The 17,374-nt window shown below is 62.1% G+C and carries 16 protein-coding genes; 12 read left to right on the top strand and 4 right to left on the bottom strand.

What is annotated here, in order from left to right; translation table 11 throughout:
• Nucleotides 1-41 precede the first annotated feature (41 nt).
• The 10 genes from cyoB to trpC all read left to right on the top strand — a co-directional run bounded on the left by cyoB (nt 42) and on the right by trpC (nt 10,157).
• On the top strand, nt 42-2,045 hold the full coding sequence (gene cyoB / locus MA04_RS02355; protein ID WP_262459329.1) for a cytochrome o ubiquinol oxidase subunit I: 2,004 nt from the start codon (nt 42-44) through the stop codon (nt 2,043-2,045).
• Complete coding sequence (cyoC, locus tag MA04_RS02360) at nt 2,038-2,667, top strand: cytochrome o ubiquinol oxidase subunit III (protein ID WP_262459330.1); 630 nt, start codon at nt 2,038-2,040, stop codon at nt 2,665-2,667. The genes cyoB and cyoC overlap by 8 nt, the downstream gene beginning before the upstream one ends.
• On the top strand, nt 2,664-3,053 hold the full coding sequence (gene cyoD / locus MA04_RS02365; RefSeq protein WP_262459331.1) for a cytochrome o ubiquinol oxidase subunit IV: 390 nt from the start codon (nt 2,664-2,666) through the stop codon (nt 3,051-3,053). Before cyoC ends, cyoD begins: the two co-directional genes overlap by 4 nt.
• Nucleotides 3,050-3,805, top strand: a complete 756-nt coding sequence (locus MA04_RS02370; RefSeq protein ID WP_262459332.1) for an SURF1 family protein — start codon at nt 3,050-3,052, stop codon at nt 3,803-3,805. Before cyoD ends, MA04_RS02370 begins: the two co-directional genes overlap by 4 nt.
• A gap of 39 nt (nt 3,806-3,844) precedes the next feature.
• Nucleotides 3,845-5,200, top strand: coding sequence for an ATP-binding protein (locus MA04_RS02375; protein ID WP_262459333.1), 1,356 nt, complete (start codon nt 3,845-3,847; stop codon nt 5,198-5,200).
• Nucleotides 5,184-5,744: a response regulator transcription factor gene (locus MA04_RS02380; protein ID WP_163125222.1), complete on the top strand. Its 561-nt coding sequence runs from the start codon at nt 5,184-5,186 to the stop codon at nt 5,742-5,744. The genes MA04_RS02375 and MA04_RS02380 overlap by 17 nt, the downstream gene beginning before the upstream one ends.
• Before the next feature lie 380 nt (nt 5,745-6,124).
• Complete coding sequence (gene trpE / locus MA04_RS02385) at nt 6,125-7,615, top strand: anthranilate synthase component I (protein WP_262459334.1); 1,491 nt, start codon at nt 6,125-6,127, stop codon at nt 7,613-7,615.
• A complete protein-coding gene (locus tag MA04_RS02390) occupies nt 7,615-8,205 on the top strand; it encodes an anthranilate synthase component II (RefSeq protein WP_163125218.1) in 591 nt (196 codons plus the stop codon). The genes trpE and MA04_RS02390 overlap by 1 nt, the downstream gene beginning before the upstream one ends.
• A gap of 2 nt (nt 8,206-8,207) precedes the next feature.
• Entirely contained in the window at nt 8,208-9,251 is a 1,044-nt protein-coding gene (gene trpD, locus MA04_RS02395) for an anthranilate phosphoribosyltransferase (RefSeq protein ID WP_262459335.1), read from the top strand.
• A 111-nt stretch (nt 9,252-9,362) separates the two neighbouring features.
• Nucleotides 9,363-10,157, top strand: coding sequence for an indole-3-glycerol phosphate synthase TrpC (trpC, locus tag MA04_RS02400; RefSeq protein WP_262459336.1), 795 nt, complete (start codon nt 9,363-9,365; stop codon nt 10,155-10,157).
• A 158-nt stretch (nt 10,158-10,315) separates the two neighbouring features.
• Here trpC and crp read toward each other — a convergent pair whose 3' ends face one another.
• Entirely contained in the window at nt 10,316-10,945 is a 630-nt protein-coding gene (gene crp / locus MA04_RS02405; protein WP_014993366.1) for a cAMP-activated global transcriptional regulator CRP, read from the bottom strand.
• A 249-nt stretch (nt 10,946-11,194) separates the two neighbouring features.
• Between crp and MA04_RS02410 the strand changes: the two genes are divergently transcribed.
• A complete protein-coding gene (locus MA04_RS02410) occupies nt 11,195-11,614 on the top strand; it encodes an OsmC family protein (RefSeq protein ID WP_262459337.1) in 420 nt (139 codons plus the stop codon).
• Nucleotides 11,615-11,760: 146 nt separating this feature from the next.
• Nucleotides 11,761-12,564, top strand: coding sequence for an adenosylmethionine decarboxylase (gene speD / locus MA04_RS02415; protein WP_022994118.1), 804 nt, complete (start codon nt 11,761-11,763; stop codon nt 12,562-12,564).
• A 149-nt stretch (nt 12,565-12,713) separates the two neighbouring features.
• On the opposite strand, the gene coq7 is transcribed toward speD, so the two are convergent.
• From coq7 to MA04_RS02430, 3 genes are all read right to left on the bottom strand, one after another.
• A complete protein-coding gene (coq7, locus tag MA04_RS02420; protein WP_262459338.1) occupies nt 12,714-13,382 on the bottom strand; it encodes a 2-polyprenyl-3-methyl-6-methoxy-1,4-benzoquinone monooxygenase in 669 nt (222 codons plus the stop codon).
• Between the two features lie 135 nt (nt 13,383-13,517).
• Nucleotides 13,518-16,307, bottom strand: a complete 2,790-nt coding sequence (locus tag MA04_RS02425) for a hybrid sensor histidine kinase/response regulator (RefSeq protein WP_262459339.1) — start codon at nt 16,305-16,307, stop codon at nt 13,518-13,520.
• Nucleotides 16,273-17,331: a cyclic nucleotide-binding domain-containing protein gene (locus MA04_RS02430; RefSeq protein WP_163125206.1), complete on the bottom strand. Its 1,059-nt coding sequence runs from the start codon at nt 17,329-17,331 to the stop codon at nt 16,273-16,275. Before MA04_RS02430 ends, MA04_RS02425 begins: the two co-directional genes overlap by 35 nt.
• Nucleotides 17,332-17,374: the final 43 nt, after the last annotated feature.

Here is a 17,374-nt window from a genome sequence, read left to right on the forward strand (position 1 = left end):
GATACACCTTTCATGAAGCGCCTTGGGCGTCGGTATGCAAAATGTTTGATCAAATCGACCTGACCAAGCTCATTTTCGGTCGCCTCACCTGGGAGGCGATTCCCTATCATGAGCCGATCCTGATCGCCACGTTCGCCGCGGTGGTCCTCGGCGGTATCGCAATGCTGGCTGCGCTGACCTACTTCCGCCTGTGGGGTTACCTGTGGCGGGAATGGTTCACCAGCATCGATCACAAGAAGATTGGCATCATGTACATCATTCTGGCACTGGTGATGCTGCTGCGTGGTTTCGCCGATGCCATCATGATGCGTATCCAGCAGGCCTGGGCCTTCGGCGACTCCGCCGGCTATCTGCCGCCGGACCACTACGATCAGATCTTCACCGCCCACGGTGTGATCATGATCTTCTTCGTCGCCATGCCTCTGGTCACCGGCATCATGAACTACGTGGTGCCGCTGCAGATCGGGGCCCGCGACGTGGCCTTCCCGTTCCTGAACAATTTCTCCTTCTGGATGACCACCTCCGGCGCCGTACTGGTCATGGTGTCCCTGTTCATTGGTGAATTCGCCAAGACCGGCTGGTTGGCCTACCCACCCCTTGCGGGCATAGACAAGAGTCCCGGAGTCGGGGTGGACTACTATATATGGGCCTTGCAGATCGCTGGTGTCGGTACCCTCCTATCGGGCGTGAACCTGTTGGTGACCATCGTCAAGATGCGGGCGCCGGGTATGACCATGATGAAGATGCCGGTGTTCACCTGGACTGCTCTTTGCACCAACGTGCTCATCGTGGCCGCTTTCCCGGTACTGACCGCCGTGCTGGCGATGCTGACCCTGGACCGCTATCTCGGTACCAACTTTTTTACCGAAGATCTGGGTGGCAACGCCATGATGTACATCAACCTTATCTGGATTTGGGGTCACCCCGAGGTGTACATCCTGATCCTGCCGGCGTTTGGTGTGTTCTCCGAGATCGTTTCCACCTACTCCGGCAAGCGTTTGTTCGGCTACGCTTCCATGGTCTACGCCACCGTGGTGATCACCGTGCTGTCCTACCTGGTATGGCTGCACCACTTCTTCACCATGGGGTCGGGGGCCAGTGTGAACTCGTTCTTCGGCATCACCACGATGATCATCTCGATTCCCACCGGGGCCAAGGTGTTCAACTGGCTGTTCACCATGTATCGCGGCCGTATCCGTTTCGACGTGCCGATGCTGTGGACCGTGGGCTTCATGGTGACCTTCGTCATCGGTGGCATGACCGGGGTGCTGCTGGCGGTACCGCCGGCGGATTTCGTGCTGCATAACAGCCTGTTCCTGATTGCCCACTTCCATAATGTGATCATCGGCGGTGTGCTGTTCGGCATGCTGGCGGCGATCACCTATTGGTTCCCGAAAGCCTTCGGGTTCAAGCTGGACCCGTTCTGGGGCAAGGTCTCGTTCTGGTTCTGGCTGACCGGCTTCTACTTCGCCTTCATGCCGCTGTATGTATTGGGCCTGATGGGCGTGACCCGCCGTATGAGCCAATTCGATGATCCATCCCTGCAGATCTGGTTCCAGGTGGCCGCGTTCGGCGCCGTGCTGATCGCTATCGGTATCGCCGCTTTCCTGATTCAGTTGGTGGTGAGCTTCATGCGCCGGGAATCCCTGCGTGATGAGACGGGGGATCCCTGGGATGGCCGTACCCTTGAGTGGTCCACGTCCTCTCCGCCGCCGGCATACAACTTTGCGTTCACCCCGCGTGTGCACGATCTGGATGCCTGGTGGCAGATGAAGCAGCACGGCTACAAGCGTCCGGAGAGCGGTTTCCTGCCGATCCACATGCCCAAGAATACCGGGGCCGGGATCATTCTGGCGGGCATCAGCACGGTGCTGGGCTTCGCGCTGATCTGGCATATGTGGCTGCTGGCCGGCGTGTCCTTCCTGGGGCTGCTGGTGGTGGCCATCGGTCACACCTTCAACTACAACCGCGACTACCATATTCCGGTGGAAGAGGTAGTGCGTGTGGAAGCGGAACGGACACGGGTACTCGCGAACCATGGTTGATACGACTCACACTCAACAAGCGCAAGGGCAGCCGCTGCAGTTTTACGAGACCGAGGAGCATCACCCGCAGACGGGCACGATGCTGGGTTTCTGGCTGTATCTGATGAGCGACTGTCTGATCTTCGCTTCTCTGTTCGCCACTTATGGGGTTCTGGGCCGCAGCTACGCCGGCGGCCCCACCGGCGCCGAGCTGTTCGATCTGCCGCTGGTGGCGATGAATACCGCGCTGCTGCTGCTGTCCTCCATCACCTATGGCTTCGCCATGCTGGAGATGCAGAAGAACCGGGTGCGCGGCACCATCGGCTGGCTGCTGATCACCGGCTTGTTCGGTATCGGCTTCCTGAGCCTGGAACTGTATGAGTTCGCGCATTTGATCCATGAAGGGGCGGGCCCGCAAACCAGCGCCTTCCTGACCTCATTCTTTGCTCTGGTGGGCACCCACGGTCTGCACGTGTTCTTCGGTATCGTCTGGCTGGTTACGCTGTGCTTCCAATTGCGCAAGCACGGTCTGATTCCGGAGAACAAGCGCCGCGTGGCGTGCCTGTCCATGTTCTGGCACTTCCTGGACGTGGTCTGGATCGGCGTGTTCACCTTCGTTTATCTGATGGGAGTGCTGGTATGAGCGAGCATCACGACAGTGTTCACGAGAACCATGCCCACGAACATCATGGCGACGAGCTGCCGCACGCCGACTTCAAGAGCTACATGGTTGGCTTCATCCTGTCGGTGATCCTCACCGCGATCCCGTTCTGGATCGTGATGGGGGGCGTGTTCGAGACCTCCAGCACCACCGCCCTGGTGATTCTGGGGTTCGCCGCGGTACAGATCGTGGTGCACATGATTTACTTCCTGCACATGAACTTCCAATCCGAAGGCGGTTGGAACATGTTGGCGCTGATCTTCACCGCGGTGATGGTGTTCATCACGCTGGCGGGGTCGTTGTGGGTGATGTATCACCTTAACGTCAACATGATGCCGGGCATGATGGAGGCGATTCACGGGCCATGAACCGACCGCCGCGCCCAGGTTCCAACGTGAGCCGCCTGCGCCGGGCGGCCCGGTTGGCGTGGGTGCTGGTGGCGGTGGCCGCGTTCATCGGGCTGGTGTCCCTGGGCAACTGGCAGGTGGAGCGCCGGGCCTGGAAACTGGATCTGATCGAACGCGTCTCCCACCGCGTGGACGCTCCGGCGGAGCCCGCTCCGGGCCCCGCCGAATGGCCGCGAATCAGCCGTGAACAGCACGAATACCGGCATGTTCAACTCAGCGGCACCTTCCTTGCCGATCGCGTCTCCCTGGTTCAGGCCAGCACCGAGCTGGGCAGTGGCTACTGGGTGATGACCCCGCTGAAACGGGACGACGGCACTGTGGTGCTGATCAACCGCGGCTATGTTCCCCAGCAACAGCGCGACCGGGCCGCCGCCGGCGCCTGGACCCCCGAAGGCAAGGTGCGGGTCAGCGGCCTGCTGCGCTTGAGCGAGCCCGGCGGCGGTTTTTTGCGGGACAATGTCCCCGCGGAGAGCCGTTGGTACTCCCGGGATGTGGCCGCCATTGCCCGGACCCATGACCTGACCCGGGTGGCACCGTACTTCGTCGATGCGGACGCCGGGCCGGCGCCGGCGGAGGGACCGGTGGGCGGGCTGACCGTGGTCTCTTTTCACAACAATCACCTGGTCTATGCGATCACCTGGTATACCCTTGCCTTGATGGTGGCCGCGGGCGCTGTGTTCGTGCTTCGTGAGGAACTGCGGTCACGGCGCTAGGAGCCTGTTCAGGGGCCAACCTCTCAGGAGAAGGTGACGATGACAGCCACGAAGGGGGCCGCGGCGGCGGTGCAAAGCCCCCAGCCGATTCCGGCGCAACGCGAGACCGACGACGGTGACGCCACCGGGCGCAAGAACATGCAGCAGTTGATCCAACTGCGCTGGATTGCCGTGCTGGGTCAGATTGGCACCATACTGCTGGTGCGCTACGGTTTCGGCATTTCGTTGCCGATGGTGTTCATGCTGGCGGTACTGGCGGGGTTGATTGGTTTCAACCTGCTCAGCATGTTGCGGCTGCGGTGGTTGCGCCGGGATGTCAGCAACGGCGAACTGTTCCTGGCGCTGCTGGTGGATGTGGCGACGCTGACGATGCAGCTTTACGCCAGTGGTGGCGCCACCAACCCCTTTATTTTCCTTTATCTGCTGCAAGTGGTGCTGGCCGCGGTGCTGCTGGAGGCGTGGTCCACCTGGACCATCCTGCTGGTGACCGCGGGCTGTTTCGTCTGGCTGGAGTTCGCCGGACTTCCCCTGGTGATGCCGCCGGATTACGAGCGGGGCCCGCTGAGCCTGTATATCCAGGGGATGTTGATCTGCTTTGTCCTGAACGCCGTGCTGCTGGTGATTTTCATCAGCCGGATCACCCGCAACCGGCGCGAGCGGGACGCGCGGCTGGCCGATTTGCGTCAGCGCGCCGCCGAGGGCGAACACATCGTTCGCATGGGGTTGTTGGCGTCCGGCGCCGCCCACGAACTGGGTACGCCACTGGCGACACTGTCGGTGATTCTGGGGGACTGGCGGCATATGCCGGTGTTCAAATCCGACCCGGATCTGCTCGATGAGATCACCGAAATGCAGACCCAGGTGCTGCGCTGCAAGTCCATCGTCAGCGGCATTCTGCTTTCCGCCGGTGAAGCCCGGGGTGAGTCCTCGGAAGAAACCACCGTGCACGCTTTCCTGGACGAGCTGGTGGAAGAGTGGCGTGCCACCCGTCCGGTGACCGGATTCGATTACCACAACGCCTTTGGCGTGGATATGGATATCGTTTCCGATTCGGCGCTCAAACAAAGTTTGTGCAATGTATTGGATAATGCCCTGGAAGCCTCCCGCGACTGGGTGGGCCTGCAGGTGAGCCGTGATGGCGAATCCCTGATACTGACCGTTCTGGACCGGGGGCCGGGCTTCAGCGAGGAGATGCTTGGTCGTATCGGCCGCCCCTACCACTCCACCAAAGGGCGCCCTGGCAGCGGGCTGGGGCTGTTCCTGGTGGTCAATGTGGCGCGTACGCTGGGAGGTAATCTCAGCGCCCGCAACCGGCCGCACAAAGGTGCCGAAGTGACGCTGACGTTGCCGCTATCGGCGATTGCCCTGGAGGAAGAGCATGGTGAACGAGCATAACCAGCATGAAGGCAGTGCGGACACCTTGTTGATTGTCGAGGACGATGCCCCGTTCGCCCGCACCCTGGCCCGCTCTTTCGAGCGCCGCGGGTACGCGGTGATCAGTGCCGATGGCATGGAATCGATGATGACGTTGCTGGAGAGCCACTCACCCCAGTACGCGGTAGTGGACCTCAAACTGAAAGGGGAGGCCACCGGGCTCTCCTGCGTCCAAGCCTTGCACGCCCACGATGAGGACATGCTGATCGTGGTGCTGACCGGTTACGCCAGTATCGCCACCGCGGTGGAGGCGGTGAAGCTCGGCGCTTGCCATTATCTCGCCAAGCCTTCCAATACCGATGACATCGAAGCCGCGTTTCATCGTGCCGATGGCAGCACCGAGGTGGAAGTGGTGGGGCGCCCGACCTCGATCAAGACCCTCGAGTGGGAGCGCATCCACGAAACCCTGGCGGAAACCGGGTTCAACATTTCCGAAACCGCGCGCCGGCTCGGCATGCATCGCCGCACCCTGGCCCGCAAGCTGGGTAAACAGCAGGTGAAGTGAAGGGCGGGCGCGGGAAGAATCGCGGTCCGTGGACGATTGGTGTCCCACAATTCGCTTGCAGGCAAGCTCCCACAGCGGCTTCATAGTCCCCCGTGGGAAGCGGCTTTAGCCGCGAATAGCGTGTTAACGTGCCGGCGTGTTGCGTGTAAGCGGGCTGCGTGTTGCGCCCCGGCCCGTCACGCCCTAGAATCCAGACTCAACGAAAAAGCCAAAGGAAAGCCGGTGAGCCGCACCGACCTCCAAATCAAGTTCCTGCCCCGCTCCGTCGCCGCCTGGCGATGGTGACGCTCTTCGCTTGCCGCTTCTACTGCCGATAGCGGCACCCCTCGCGTTTTATTTCCGTCTACAATCTGTCGTCTGTATCAAGATCGGGGACCACCATGTCACCACGAAATCTGGATGAGTATGCCCGCCAGGGTTACACCCGCGTACCGGTGGTACGTGAAGTGCTGGCGGATCTGGACACGCCGCTGTCCGCCTATCGCAAACTGGCCGCCGGGCCCTACAGCTACCTGTTCGAATCCGTACAGGGCGGGGAGCGCTGGGGGCGCTACTCCATGATCGGCCTGCCGGCGGCGGAGGTGATCCGCATCCACGGTCGGCGCATTCTGATTACCGATGCCGACGGCGAGCGCCAGTTGGACGTGCCGGATCCGATCGCCTGGATCGAGGCCTACCGGCAGGAATACAACACCCCGGAGATCCCCGGTCTGCCCCGTTTCAACGGTGGTCTGGTGGGCTACTTCGGCTACGACAGCGTGCGCTACTTCGAGCCCCGCCTGGGGCCGGCGCCGGGGGAGGATGTGCTCGGCGTACCGGATATCCTGCTGATGCGCTCCGAGGAAGTGGTGGTGTTCGATAACCTGCGCGGCAGCCTGTTCCTGATCGTGCAGGTGGATCCGGCGGACAGCCATGCCGAGGGCAGGGCGTTGCGCCGTCTGGACGAGCTGGAGGCGAAGCTGCGGGCACCGTTGCCCGAGCCCGGCCACCATCGCTATGGCGAACCGGTGGGAGAAGAGAATTTCGTCTCTGAGTTTCCCCGCGACCGGCATGGCCAGGCGGTGGATACGATCCGTGAGTACATCCTGGCGGGGGATGTGATGCAGGTGGTGCCGGCGCAGCGCATGAGCTGTGAATTCCCGGCGCCGGCCATGGATCTCTACCGCGCCTTGCGTTACCTCAATCCTTCCCCGTACATGTTTTATCTGGACCTGGAAGACTTCCACATCGCCGGCTCCTCGCCGGAAATTCTCACCCGGGTCGAGGGCGACACCGTCACCGTGCGCCCCATAGCGGGTACCCGCAAACGTGGTGAAACGCCGGAGCGGGACCGGGAACTGGAAGAGGAACTGCTGGCGGATCCGAAGGAGTTGGCCGAACACCTGATGCTGATCGATCTGGGCCGCAACGATGTCGGCCGGGTGGCCAGGCCGGGGGAAGTGAAGCTGACCGAGAAAATGGCGGTGGAGCGCTATTCCCACGTGATGCATATCGTCTCCAACGTGGAAGGCAAACTGCGGCCGGAACTGGGGCCGCTGGACGTGCTGCGGGCCACTTTCCCCGCCGGCACCCTGAGCGGCGCGCCGAAGATCCGCGCCATGGAAATCATCGACGAACTGGAACCCACCAAGCGCGGAGTCTACGGCGGCGCGGTGGGTTATATCGGCTTCGACGGCGACATGGACATGGCCATCGCCATTCGCACCGCGGTGGTCAAGGATGGCCGGCTTTACGTGCAGGCCGGTGGCGGTGTGGTGGCGGATTCCCAGCCCGATCTGGAATGGAAAGAGACCATGAACAAGGCCCGTGCCGTATTCCGTGCGGTGAACATGGCCCTGGGCGGGCTTAATCTGGACGAGGGGGAACGCTGATGCGGGTCTTGATGATCGATAACTACGACAGCTTCACCTATAACCTGGTCCAGTACCTGCAGGAACTGGGGGCGGAGGTGCTGGTGCACCGTAACGACCAGATCGATCTGGCCGGCATGGAAGCGCTGGCGGCGGATCGGCTGATGATCTCGCCGGGGCCCTGCTCGCCCAACGAGGCTGGTATTTCCGTGGAGGCGATTCGCCATTTCGCCGGCAAGCTGCCGATTCTCGGGGTTTGTCTGGGGCACCAGTCCCTGGGGCAGGCGTTTGGTGGTGAAGTGATTCGCGCCGCGCAAGTGATGCATGGCAAGACCTCGCCAGTGCACCATACCGGCCAGGGGGTGTTCGCCGGCCTGCCCAGTCCGTTCACCGCCACCCGCTATCATTCCCTGGTGGTGGCCCGGGAGACGCTGCCCGAGTGTTTTGAGATCACCGCCTGGACCGAGAATGAGCAGGGCGAAAAGGAAGAGATCATGGGCATGCGGCATAAGGAGCTGCCTCTGGAAGGCGTGCAGTTCCATCCAGAGTCGATTCTGACCGAGCATGGCCACGCCATGTTGAAGAACTTTCTCGAGCACGGGGGGCAATGAGCATGAATATTCAGGACGCGCTGGCGCGGGTGGTGGACCACATCGATCTGTCCACCGAGGAAATGCGGGATGTGATGCGCGAAATCATGACCGGTGGCGCCACCGACGCTCAGATCGGCGGCTTCCTGGTGGGGCTGCGGATGAAGAGCGAATCCCTGGACGAGATCACCGGCGCCGCCATGGTGATGCGCGAGCTGGTGAAACCGGTGACCATCGAGAACCGCCGCCATCTGGTGGATATCGTCGGTACCGGCGGTGACGGCGCCAATCTGTTCAACGTTTCCTCCGCCAGTGCCTTCGTTGCCGCCGCCGCCGGCTGCCGGGTGGCCAAGCATGGCGGCCGTTCGGTCAGTTCCAAAAGCGGCTCCGCGGACCTGCTGGAGGCCGCCGGTGTGGATCTGGACCTGACCCCGGAGCAGGTGGCCCAGTGTGTGGACACGGTGGGGGTGGGGTTCATGTTCGCGCCCGGCCATCACAGCGCCATGAAATACGCCATCGGCCCGCGCAAGGAACTGGGCATGCGCACGCTGTTCAATATTCTCGGCCCGATGACCAACCCCGCCGCCGTCCAGCGGCTGGTGGTTGGCGTCTTCTCCGACCGGCTTTGCCGGCCCATGGCCGAAGTCATGGGGCGCCTGGGCGCGGAGCACGTCATGGTGGTGCATGGCCATGACGGCCTGGACGAGATCACCCTGGCGGGGCGCACGCATGTGGCGGAGTTTCGTGACGGTGAGGTACGGGAGTTCCAGATCACGCCGGAAGACGTGGGCATCGAGTCCGATTCCCTGGTGGGTTTGGACGTGACGGATCCCAAGGCGTCACTGGCGCTGATCCGCGATGCATTCGGCAAACGCACCGGGCCGGTGGCGGCCAAGGCCGCTGACATGGTGGCGCTGAACGCCGGCGCGGCGATCTATGTATCCGGGGTAACCCGCACACTGGCGGAAGGCGTGCGGATGGCGGATGATTTGATTCATAACGGTGAAGCCGCCGAGCGCATGCGGGAATTGGCCCAGTTTTGCCGCGCCTTGAAAGCGGCGGATTGAACAGGCTCTTTGAACACCCCCCGCCGGGAGCGTTCTAATGAGAGTGGATTCAGTACCCTCGATAAAGAAAACGGGCCGGCGGATGGCCCACCCAGACAGCCAGGAGCGCCCATGAGCAACGGCACCATTCTTGATCGTATCATCGAACGTAAAGAGCAGGAGATCGCCGACGGCAAGCGCCGTTACAGCATGGGGGATCTGCGGGCGCTGGCGGAGAATCAGCGGCGGGCGAGAGGATTCCATCGAAAGCTGTATGATCGCGTGGCCGAGGGCAAACCGGCGGTGATCGCGGAAATCAAGAAAGCCTCCCCCAGCAAAGGGGTCATTCGTGAGGACTTCGATCCGGTGGATATCGCCCGGCGCTATGAGGAAAACGGCGCCGCCTGCCTGTCCGTGCTCACCGATCAGGAGTTCTTCCAGGGGCATGAGGACTATCTGCGCGCCGCCCGTAACGCGGTGTCGTTGCCGGTATTGCGCAAGGATTTCATCGTTGACCCCTGGCAAGTGTTCGAAACCCGGGCCATGGGAGCGGACGCCATTCTGCTGATCGTGGCGGCGCTGTCCGATGCCCAGATGGATGAGCTCTACCACGCTGCCCAGCAGGCCGGCTGTGACGTGCTGGTGGAAGTGCACTCCGGTGAGGAACTGGAGCGGGCGATGAAGCTGAACGTGGAAGTGGTGGGCATCAACAACCGTGACCTGCGCACCTTCGAAACCCGCCTGGACACCACTCTGGAACTGGCTCCGCAAGTACCCGCCGATCACCTGGTGGTCACCGAGAGCGGTATCCACACCCGCGCCGACGTGCGCCTGATGCGCGACAACGGCATCCACGGCTTCCTGGTCGGCGAGGCCTTCGTGCGCGAGGAAGACCCCGGCGCGGCGCTGAAAAAACTGTTTTTCTAGTTAATAGTGAACAGTGAATAGTTAGCAGCGAAAATCAAAAGCAAAGAAAAAGCCAAGAGGCCGCTCCAACTTCTGGACGCGGCCTCTTGGCTTTCAGTGTCCGCGGTGCTTTATCCGCGAGCTATTCATTGTTCCCTATTAACTATTCACTGCCTTCATCAGCGCGTGCCATAAACCACCATGGTCTTGCCCTTCACGGACACCAGACCCTGTTCTTCCAGATTCTTCAGGACCCGGCCGACCATCTCGCGGGAGCAGCCGACGATACGGCCGATCTCCTGACGGGTGACCTTGATCTGCATGCCATCGGGGTGGGTCATGGCGTCAGGTTGCTTGCACAGGTCCAGCAGGGTGCCGGCGACCCGGCCGGTGACGTCCAGGAACGCCAGGTCGCCCACCTTGCGGGTGGTGGCGCGCAGGCGGCCGGCCAGTTGCGCCGATACGGCGAACAGAATGTCGGCGTCTTCCCGGGTCAACTGGCGGAATTTGGCGTAGCTCACCTCGGCTACTTCGCACTCGGTTTTCGCTTTCACCCAGGCGGAACGGGAAGGGTCGCTCTCGAACAGGCCCATTTCACCGAAGAAGTCACCTTCGTTGAGGTACGCCATGATCATCTCGCGACCATCGTCGTCCTCGATCATCACCGTGACCGAGCCACGGAGGATGTAATAAAGGGCGTCGGACTCATCGCCAGCGTAAATAATGGTGCTCTTCGCCGGATACCGCCGACGGTGGCAGTTGGCCAGAAAGTGGTCCAGATTGGGAATAATCTTGTTGCCGTCGCTCATGGGGTCTCTGCTTAAGCCAGAAGAATGTCTTAGCCGATTAAGCTCAAGGATATTGCCTGTTTTTCACATCGCTGCCAAGGGTGGGAGCCCGCGAGAGCGCAAAGGGGTGACGCCGGTCCGCTGTCGGGGGCGGGCGGAGGCGGTAAACAGGGCGCTTAGGGTATGGTCGCGGGGCCGCTCTGTGGTAATCTGCGCGCCCATTTGGGGGCGGGCCCGGCGGGCCGCTCCGGTGCCGAGCAGGAGTAGGTGATGAAAGCTGTGGTTGAATGGCAGGGCGAAGCCTGTTTCCAGGCGGAATCCGGTTCCGGTCACACCATCCTAATGGACGGTCCGCCCGATCATGGTGGTCAGAATCGCGGTGCGCGCCCGATGGAAGTCCTGCTGATGAGCGTTGGCGGCTGTTCCGCGTTCGATGTGGTGCATATTCTGCGTAAATCCCGTCAGAACGTGACAGGCTGCCGCTGTGAGCTGAGCGCGGAGCGGGCGGAGGACGAAGTCCCCGCCGTATTCACCAAAATTCATTTGCACTTCGTGGTATCCGGCGAGGATCTCAAGGAGGCGCAGGTGAAACGGGCGGTGTCATTGTCGGCGGAGAAGTACTGCTCCGCGTCGATCATGCTCACCCGTGGTGGTGTGGAGGTCTCCCACAGCTATACCATCGAAGCCTGAGCGGATACCCTTCGCCAAGGCGGCGAGGTGCCGGGCGGACCTGGGCCGGCGCCAAAAGAACCTGCGGATTCCCGGTGCGGTCAGCCGTATCCGGGGTTGAGTGAGAGTTAACCACGGGCGGTGACGACCGCCAACGGGGAAATGCGGTGGTAAAAGATCCCAATCCCAAGATTTCGGTACACGGTTTCAACAACCTGACCAAGTCGCTCAGTTTCAATATTTTCGACATCGCCTATGCGAAGACCGAGCAGCACCGCAAGGAGTACATCGAGTACATCGATGAGCTTTACAATGCGGAGCGGTTGACTGAAATCCTTACCAATGTGACGCGCATCATTGGCGCCAACGTCCTCAACGTGGCCCGCCAGGACTACGATCCGCAGGGCGCCAGTGTGACCATGCTGATCGCGGAACACGAAACCCCACCGAGCGGTACTGACTGGGACGAAGAAGCGCCCGGGCCGCTGCCGGACACGGTGGTGGCGCACCTGGACAAGAGCCATGTGACCGTCCACACCTATCCGGAATCCCATCCGGACAACGGTATCTCCACTTTCCGGGTGGATGTGGATGTGTCCACCTGTGGCGTGATCTCACCGCTGCGGGCGCTGAACTACCTGATCCACAGCTTCGACTCCGATATCGTCACCATCGACTATCGGGTCCGCGGCATGACCCGGGATCTGGACGGCACCAAGCACTACATCGATCACGACATCACCTCGATCCAGAACTTCCTGGTGGAGGACACGCAGAACGCCTACCAGATGATCGACGTCAACGTGTATCAGGAGAACATCTTCCACACCAAGATGCTGCTCAAGGACTTCGACATCGAAAACTACCTGTTCGGCGCCGGCAGCGACGAATTTGACGACGCCGAACTGGCCGAAATCAAGGAACGCCTGCAGACCGAAATGCTGGAGATTTTCTACAGCCGGAACATGTAAAAAAAGCAGTGAAGAGTTAACAATTAACAGTTAACAGCGAAAATCAAAAGATAAAGAGGCCGCGCCCAACACCTGGACGCGGCCTCTTTCGTTGCAGCGTACGGAGAAATTCATCCGCGCGCTATTCACTGTTAACTATTCACTGTTCACTAGATCCTGTAGGTGGTGAGCGTCATCACCTTGCTCATCAGGGTCATGGCGCGGCGGATCGGGGTGGGGAGGGGAGCGCCACCGGCGTCTTCGGCGGTGACGGCGTGTTTCAATTCGTCCTCGCGCATCTGCTCGAGAATGGCACGGGTGCGGTGATCGTCGGCGGGCAGTTCGGACAGATGCCGTTCCAGGTGGCGTACCACCTGATGCTCGGTTTCCGAGACAAAACCCAGGCTCCAGCGGTCTCCGGCCAGCCCGGCGCCCGCGCCGAGGGTGTAGCTCATGGCATAGAACAGCGGATTCAGACGGCTGGGTACGCTGCCCAACTCGCGGATACGGTCCTCGCACCACGCCAGATGGTCTTCCTCCTCCCGGGCGGCTTCCTCCATGGCATGGCGCACGTGGGGCAAGGTAGCGGTGCTGGCCTGGCCCTGGTACAGAGCCTGGGCACAGACCTCGCCGGTGTGATTGATGCGCATCAGGCCGGCGATATGGCGCTGCTGCCGGGCGTCCAGGGGGACGCTCCGGTCCTTGATGGCGGCTTCGTCATCGCCGGGTTGGGCGGCGGGCTGCCGGGAGGCCCGGGTGGACCCGGGAGTGAGGGTACGCAGCGCGTTGTCCACGCGGCTGAGCAATTGGTCCACTGGCGTCAGGTGACGACCCGTCATCACGACTTCTCCACGATGCTCACGGGGCGGATGGTAATCCGGCCATGCCGATGTCCGTGGCGGACGCCGGTATGGCCGGGCCGATAGTGTAGCAGGCAACACTCGCCATCGTCGCGGCGGCCCGCCTTGAGTGGGTCAGGGTTCTTCCCCGGATTCCTCGACCTGGCCGCGCCGGGTAAACCGGATCAGCACGTCACGAAGCACATTCAGTTCCACCGGTTTGGGAATGTGGGCGTTCATGCCGGAGGCCAGGCTGCGTTCCCGGTGTTCGCGCAGGATATGGGCGGTAAGGGCGACGATGGGGACCGCCACCAGACCGTTTTCCCGCTCGTGGGCACGAATCCGCCGGGTGGCCTCGAACCCGTCCATCTCCGGCATTTCGCAATCCATCAGGATCAGGTCATAACGCTTCTGGGTGGCGCGGTTGAGGGCTTCCAGGCCGTTGGCGGCCAGTTCCGGCGTAATGCCCAGCTTGTTGAGCATGCCGCGGATGACTTTCTGGCTCAGCTTGTGGTCCTCGACCACCAACACCTGCAGGCCGGGGTCCGGGCTCTCGCTGCGCTGGCGGGGCGCCGAGGGGCGCTGCAAGCCCAGTTCCTCGCTCAGTACCTGTTTGAGGCGCGGCGCCGACACCGGTTTGGTCAGAACCCGATGAATACTGACGTTACGCGCATCCACATCGGTGGGGGAACTGCTGATGCCGGTGAGCATGATCAATACCGGCGAGTGGGTGATAACCGGATCCTCGTGGATCCGCGCCGCCAGCTGCACGCCTGTCATGCCGGGCATCTGGTGGTCCAGCAGCACCACGTCGTAGGGCTCGTTGATGTTGGCCTGGGTGCGCAAGGAGGCCAGCGCCTCGCGTGGATCGTTGCTGGCGGTGACGCGCATACCCCAGCTCAGGGCCAGATGGCGGATCACCCGGGTCACGGTGGTGGAGTCATCCACCACCAGCATGCTGCGGCCCAGCAAGGGCACCCGGTCCGCCGGATTGTCCGGCGCCGGATCATCCAGCGCCGACAACGGCACGATGAACCAGTAGGCCGTTTCCTGGTTGTGCCCGTCGCGGTGTCCACAACGGCCACTCATGGCTTCCACCAGTTGTTCTGCGATGGCCAGATTCAGCGTGCTGCTGTCCTGACGGGCGCCGTTTTCCCGCAGATCGTGCAGGGTGCCGGCACGCAGAGCGGTACCGGAGAATTCAAAGCGCACCTGACCGGCCTGGCCGGTGGGTTCCAGCGACACATCGATGATCAACTCGCCGTGCTGGGCCTGACGGATGAAAGCGCCGATCAGGTTGGTCAGCACCTGGCGCAGGCGTCCGGGGTCTCCCTCCATGCGCGCCGGCACATTGGTGTGCACGTGGGTGATCAGTTCCACCTGCTTTTCCTCGGCCCGCTCGCGGAACAGGTCCACGGCGTCCACCAGCAGCTCGTGTACATCCAGGGCCTCGTGGCTGATCTCGGCGCCGGAGGTCGACAGCTGGGAGTACTCCAGCACATCGTTGATGATCTTCAACAGGCTTTCGCCGGCATTGTGAATGGCGCTGACGCACTCCTTCTGGTTAGGCGTTAGCGGGGTATCGTCGAGCAATTCCGCCATGCCGAGGATGCCGCTGAGCGGGGTGCGGGCATCATGCCCCATGCGCGCCAGGGTTTCGCGCCGGGTGGTTTCGACGGTCTCGGCGACGGCCTGATTGCGTAACTGTTCCGCCTTGAGTCTTTGGCGGCGTTGATGCTGCAGACGCAGGCCGGCGGTTTGCAGGGTGCCCGCCACAGTGAATACCAGAAGCAGGGTCAAGGGCACGTCCAGGCTGGTATGCAGCAGGCCCAGGGTGACCAGACACAGAATGGCCACCGGCACTCCCACCAGGATACTGGTGAAGAAGAACAGGGCTCCGGCGGGCACCTCCCGATGCCAGGCCTGGTAGCCCAGCGCGATCAAACACGGCGCGGTGAGCAGCACGAGTACACAGCACAGTCCCATCGCCGCCGGTGACGGCAGAATCAATAGCAATGGGATCTGAACCAGGGCCAGAGCGCCCAGTACCAGCAGAATGTAATGCAGCGCCGGGCTGTGCTGGCGGCTGTCGACGAAGGTGCGCCCGGCGCCGCAGGCGGCGAACAGGGCGCCGGAAAGCAGGGTCAGGCGCAGCGGGTGATCCCAACTGCTGAGATCGTCCAGATGGCCCAGGAAGCCGCTGCCGATGACGATCAGGCCGATGACACAGAAGCCGAACAGGGCGTGATAGCCATGGCTGGTGGCGGAGCGCATGAAGGCCAGGGCCAGATGGTACAGGGACATGGCCAGCAATATACCGATCAACAACCAGTAGACGCCGTACAGCGGGTTGTCCCCGAGCGCTTTCTGCATGGTGGTGAGCGTCAACGAATAGACCAGTTCACCATGAGGATTCACTCGCCAATAGAACACCTGGGGCTGGCCCAGCGGCAGGTCGAGCACCTGGATCGGGTAGCGGTGGACAAAGGACTCATCCGGCAGTGGCGTACGATAACGGGTGGTGCCGGGTGGGCCATCGGGAAGGTAGAACTGGCTGTCCTGGTAGGCGCGAGGGGCCATCACCAGCGCGAAGCGCTGCTGGTCGGACAGCTCATTGTGAATGGAAACGCGGATCCACCAGTCGTGGTTACTCAGCCCGAGCCGTTCAACGAAACGGGACGCCGGCTGGAAACGGTGGTCCAGGCCGCCGCTGACCACATCCTCCAGGGAATAGTGGTTGTCCGGGTCGGGCAGGTATTCGGAATAGATGGTGATGCGGGCGTTGTCCGGCTCGCTGTTGACCACGAACGGCGGTGGGGGAGCCGCCCAGGCGCGACCGGCGACCAGCCAGAGGAGGCCGAGTATCAGCGGCAGCCATCGCCCTGGTGTGTTATTCCGTGGCCAAAACGTCCTTGGTGGCATCATCCGTCGTCGTTTCCCGATCCAGCACATACGCATCCAGGCCGGCTTCGGAAAGGATATAGGCTCCCAACTCGCTGCGTCGACCGGCGGAACACAGTATATAAGTGAAATCCCGCTCCAGCGCGGGGGCTCTTTGTCTCAATTCTCCCAATGGAACATTACGGGCTCCGGGTGTCCGGTCGTGCCGGAACTCCGCCGCCAGCCGCACATCGAGCAAAATACAGGCGTGATCGCCGTCGCGAACCATGTCGTTGAGGGTAGCCTCATTCAGATGGCGGATCACCGAGGCTTGCAGAATTTCCTGGAAATCATCCTGCCCCAGGCACATCAACACGCCATCGCTGGTCATGGTAACGGTGGCGTTGCGCGGCTGGTCGCTGATCAGAGCATCTTCGCCGAAAAACCGGCCCGGTCCCAGTGTGGCTAGGGTATCGGTGCCGCGCGCCTGGCCGCGGGTGACCATGGCCTGGCCCTGTTTGAGCACATAGAAGGTATCGCCGACATCCCCTTCGCGGACCACGATCGTACCCATCTCCACCTCCCGGGGCTGGAACTTCATGAACAGCGTATGCAGTTTCGCTGGCGCGATGCGGGCGAACAGGCCGGAGGCCAGCAGCGCGTCGGTCCAGTCCCGTTGCTCGTCCTGGCCTGGTGGTGGTAGCAAATCAACCGCACCGGTCCAGGCCATCAACAAATCCAGTTTGTCCCGATCCAGGGTGTAAAGGGTGACGTCGGTGCGGGTAATGGCGTTGACGGTATGAGGCGCGTAGTTGTCCAGGGCAAGATAATTCTCGTCATCGGCGGCGGAGAAGGGCCGCACGCTGAAACCGGCATCGATCAGATCCAGCTCGCCGTCCACCAGGAAGTAGGCCTTGTCACTGTGCCGGCCCCGTTTGAACACCATCCGGCCGGGCGGCAGGTTCAGCACTTCCAGTTGGCCCTGGATGGCGTGCAGGTGAGTGTGGCTGAGGCTGTCGAACGGAATAAACTCGGCAAGCCGGGACGGATCCGGCGTGGTGATGGACATACTTCCCCCCTGAACAAACGCACGGCATCAGAAGAGGCCGCGG

The organism is Alloalcanivorax balearicus MACL04 (genome assembly GCF_025532145.1).
GTDB lineage: Bacteria > Pseudomonadota > Gammaproteobacteria > Pseudomonadales > Alcanivoracaceae > Alloalcanivorax > Alloalcanivorax balearicus.

What these genes read in the sequence shown, in the direction of transcription:
- cyoB (WP_262459329.1), top strand. Translation starts at nt 42, where the DNA reads ATGTTTGATCAAATCGACCTGACCAAGCTCATTTTCGGTCGCCTCACC.
- cyoC (WP_262459330.1), top strand. Translation starts at nt 2,038, where the DNA reads ATGGTTGATACGACTCACACTCAACAAGCGCAAGGGCAGCCGCTGCAG.
- cyoD (WP_262459331.1), top strand. Translation starts at nt 2,664, where the DNA reads ATGAGCGAGCATCACGACAGTGTTCACGAGAACCATGCCCACGAACAT.
- MA04_RS02370 (WP_262459332.1), top strand. Translation starts at nt 3,050, where the DNA reads ATGAACCGACCGCCGCGCCCAGGTTCCAACGTGAGCCGCCTGCGCCGG.
- MA04_RS02375 (WP_262459333.1), top strand. Translation starts at nt 3,845, where the DNA reads ATGACAGCCACGAAGGGGGCCGCGGCGGCGGTGCAAAGCCCCCAGCCG.
- MA04_RS02380 (WP_163125222.1), top strand. Translation starts at nt 5,184, where the DNA reads ATGGTGAACGAGCATAACCAGCATGAAGGCAGTGCGGACACCTTGTTG.
- trpE (WP_262459334.1), top strand. Translation starts at nt 6,125, where the DNA reads ATGTCACCACGAAATCTGGATGAGTATGCCCGCCAGGGTTACACCCGC.
- MA04_RS02390 (WP_163125218.1), top strand. Translation starts at nt 7,615, where the DNA reads ATGCGGGTCTTGATGATCGATAACTACGACAGCTTCACCTATAACCTG.
- trpD (WP_262459335.1), top strand. Translation starts at nt 8,208, where the DNA reads ATGAATATTCAGGACGCGCTGGCGCGGGTGGTGGACCACATCGATCTG.
- trpC (WP_262459336.1), top strand. Translation starts at nt 9,363, where the DNA reads ATGAGCAACGGCACCATTCTTGATCGTATCATCGAACGTAAAGAGCAG.
- crp (WP_014993366.1), bottom strand. Translation starts at nt 10,945, where the DNA reads ATGAGCGACGGCAACAAGATTATTCCCAATCTGGACCACTTTCTGGCC.
- MA04_RS02410 (WP_262459337.1), top strand. Translation starts at nt 11,195, where the DNA reads ATGAAAGCTGTGGTTGAATGGCAGGGCGAAGCCTGTTTCCAGGCGGAA.
- coq7 (WP_262459338.1), bottom strand. Translation starts at nt 13,382, where the DNA reads ATGACGGGTCGTCACCTGACGCCAGTGGACCAATTGCTCAGCCGCGTG.
- MA04_RS02425 (WP_262459339.1), bottom strand. Translation starts at nt 16,307, where the DNA reads ATGATGCCACCAAGGACGTTTTGGCCACGGAATAACACACCAGGGCGA.
- MA04_RS02430 (WP_163125206.1), bottom strand. Translation starts at nt 17,331, where the DNA reads ATGTCCATCACCACGCCGGATCCGTCCCGGCTTGCCGAGTTTATTCCG.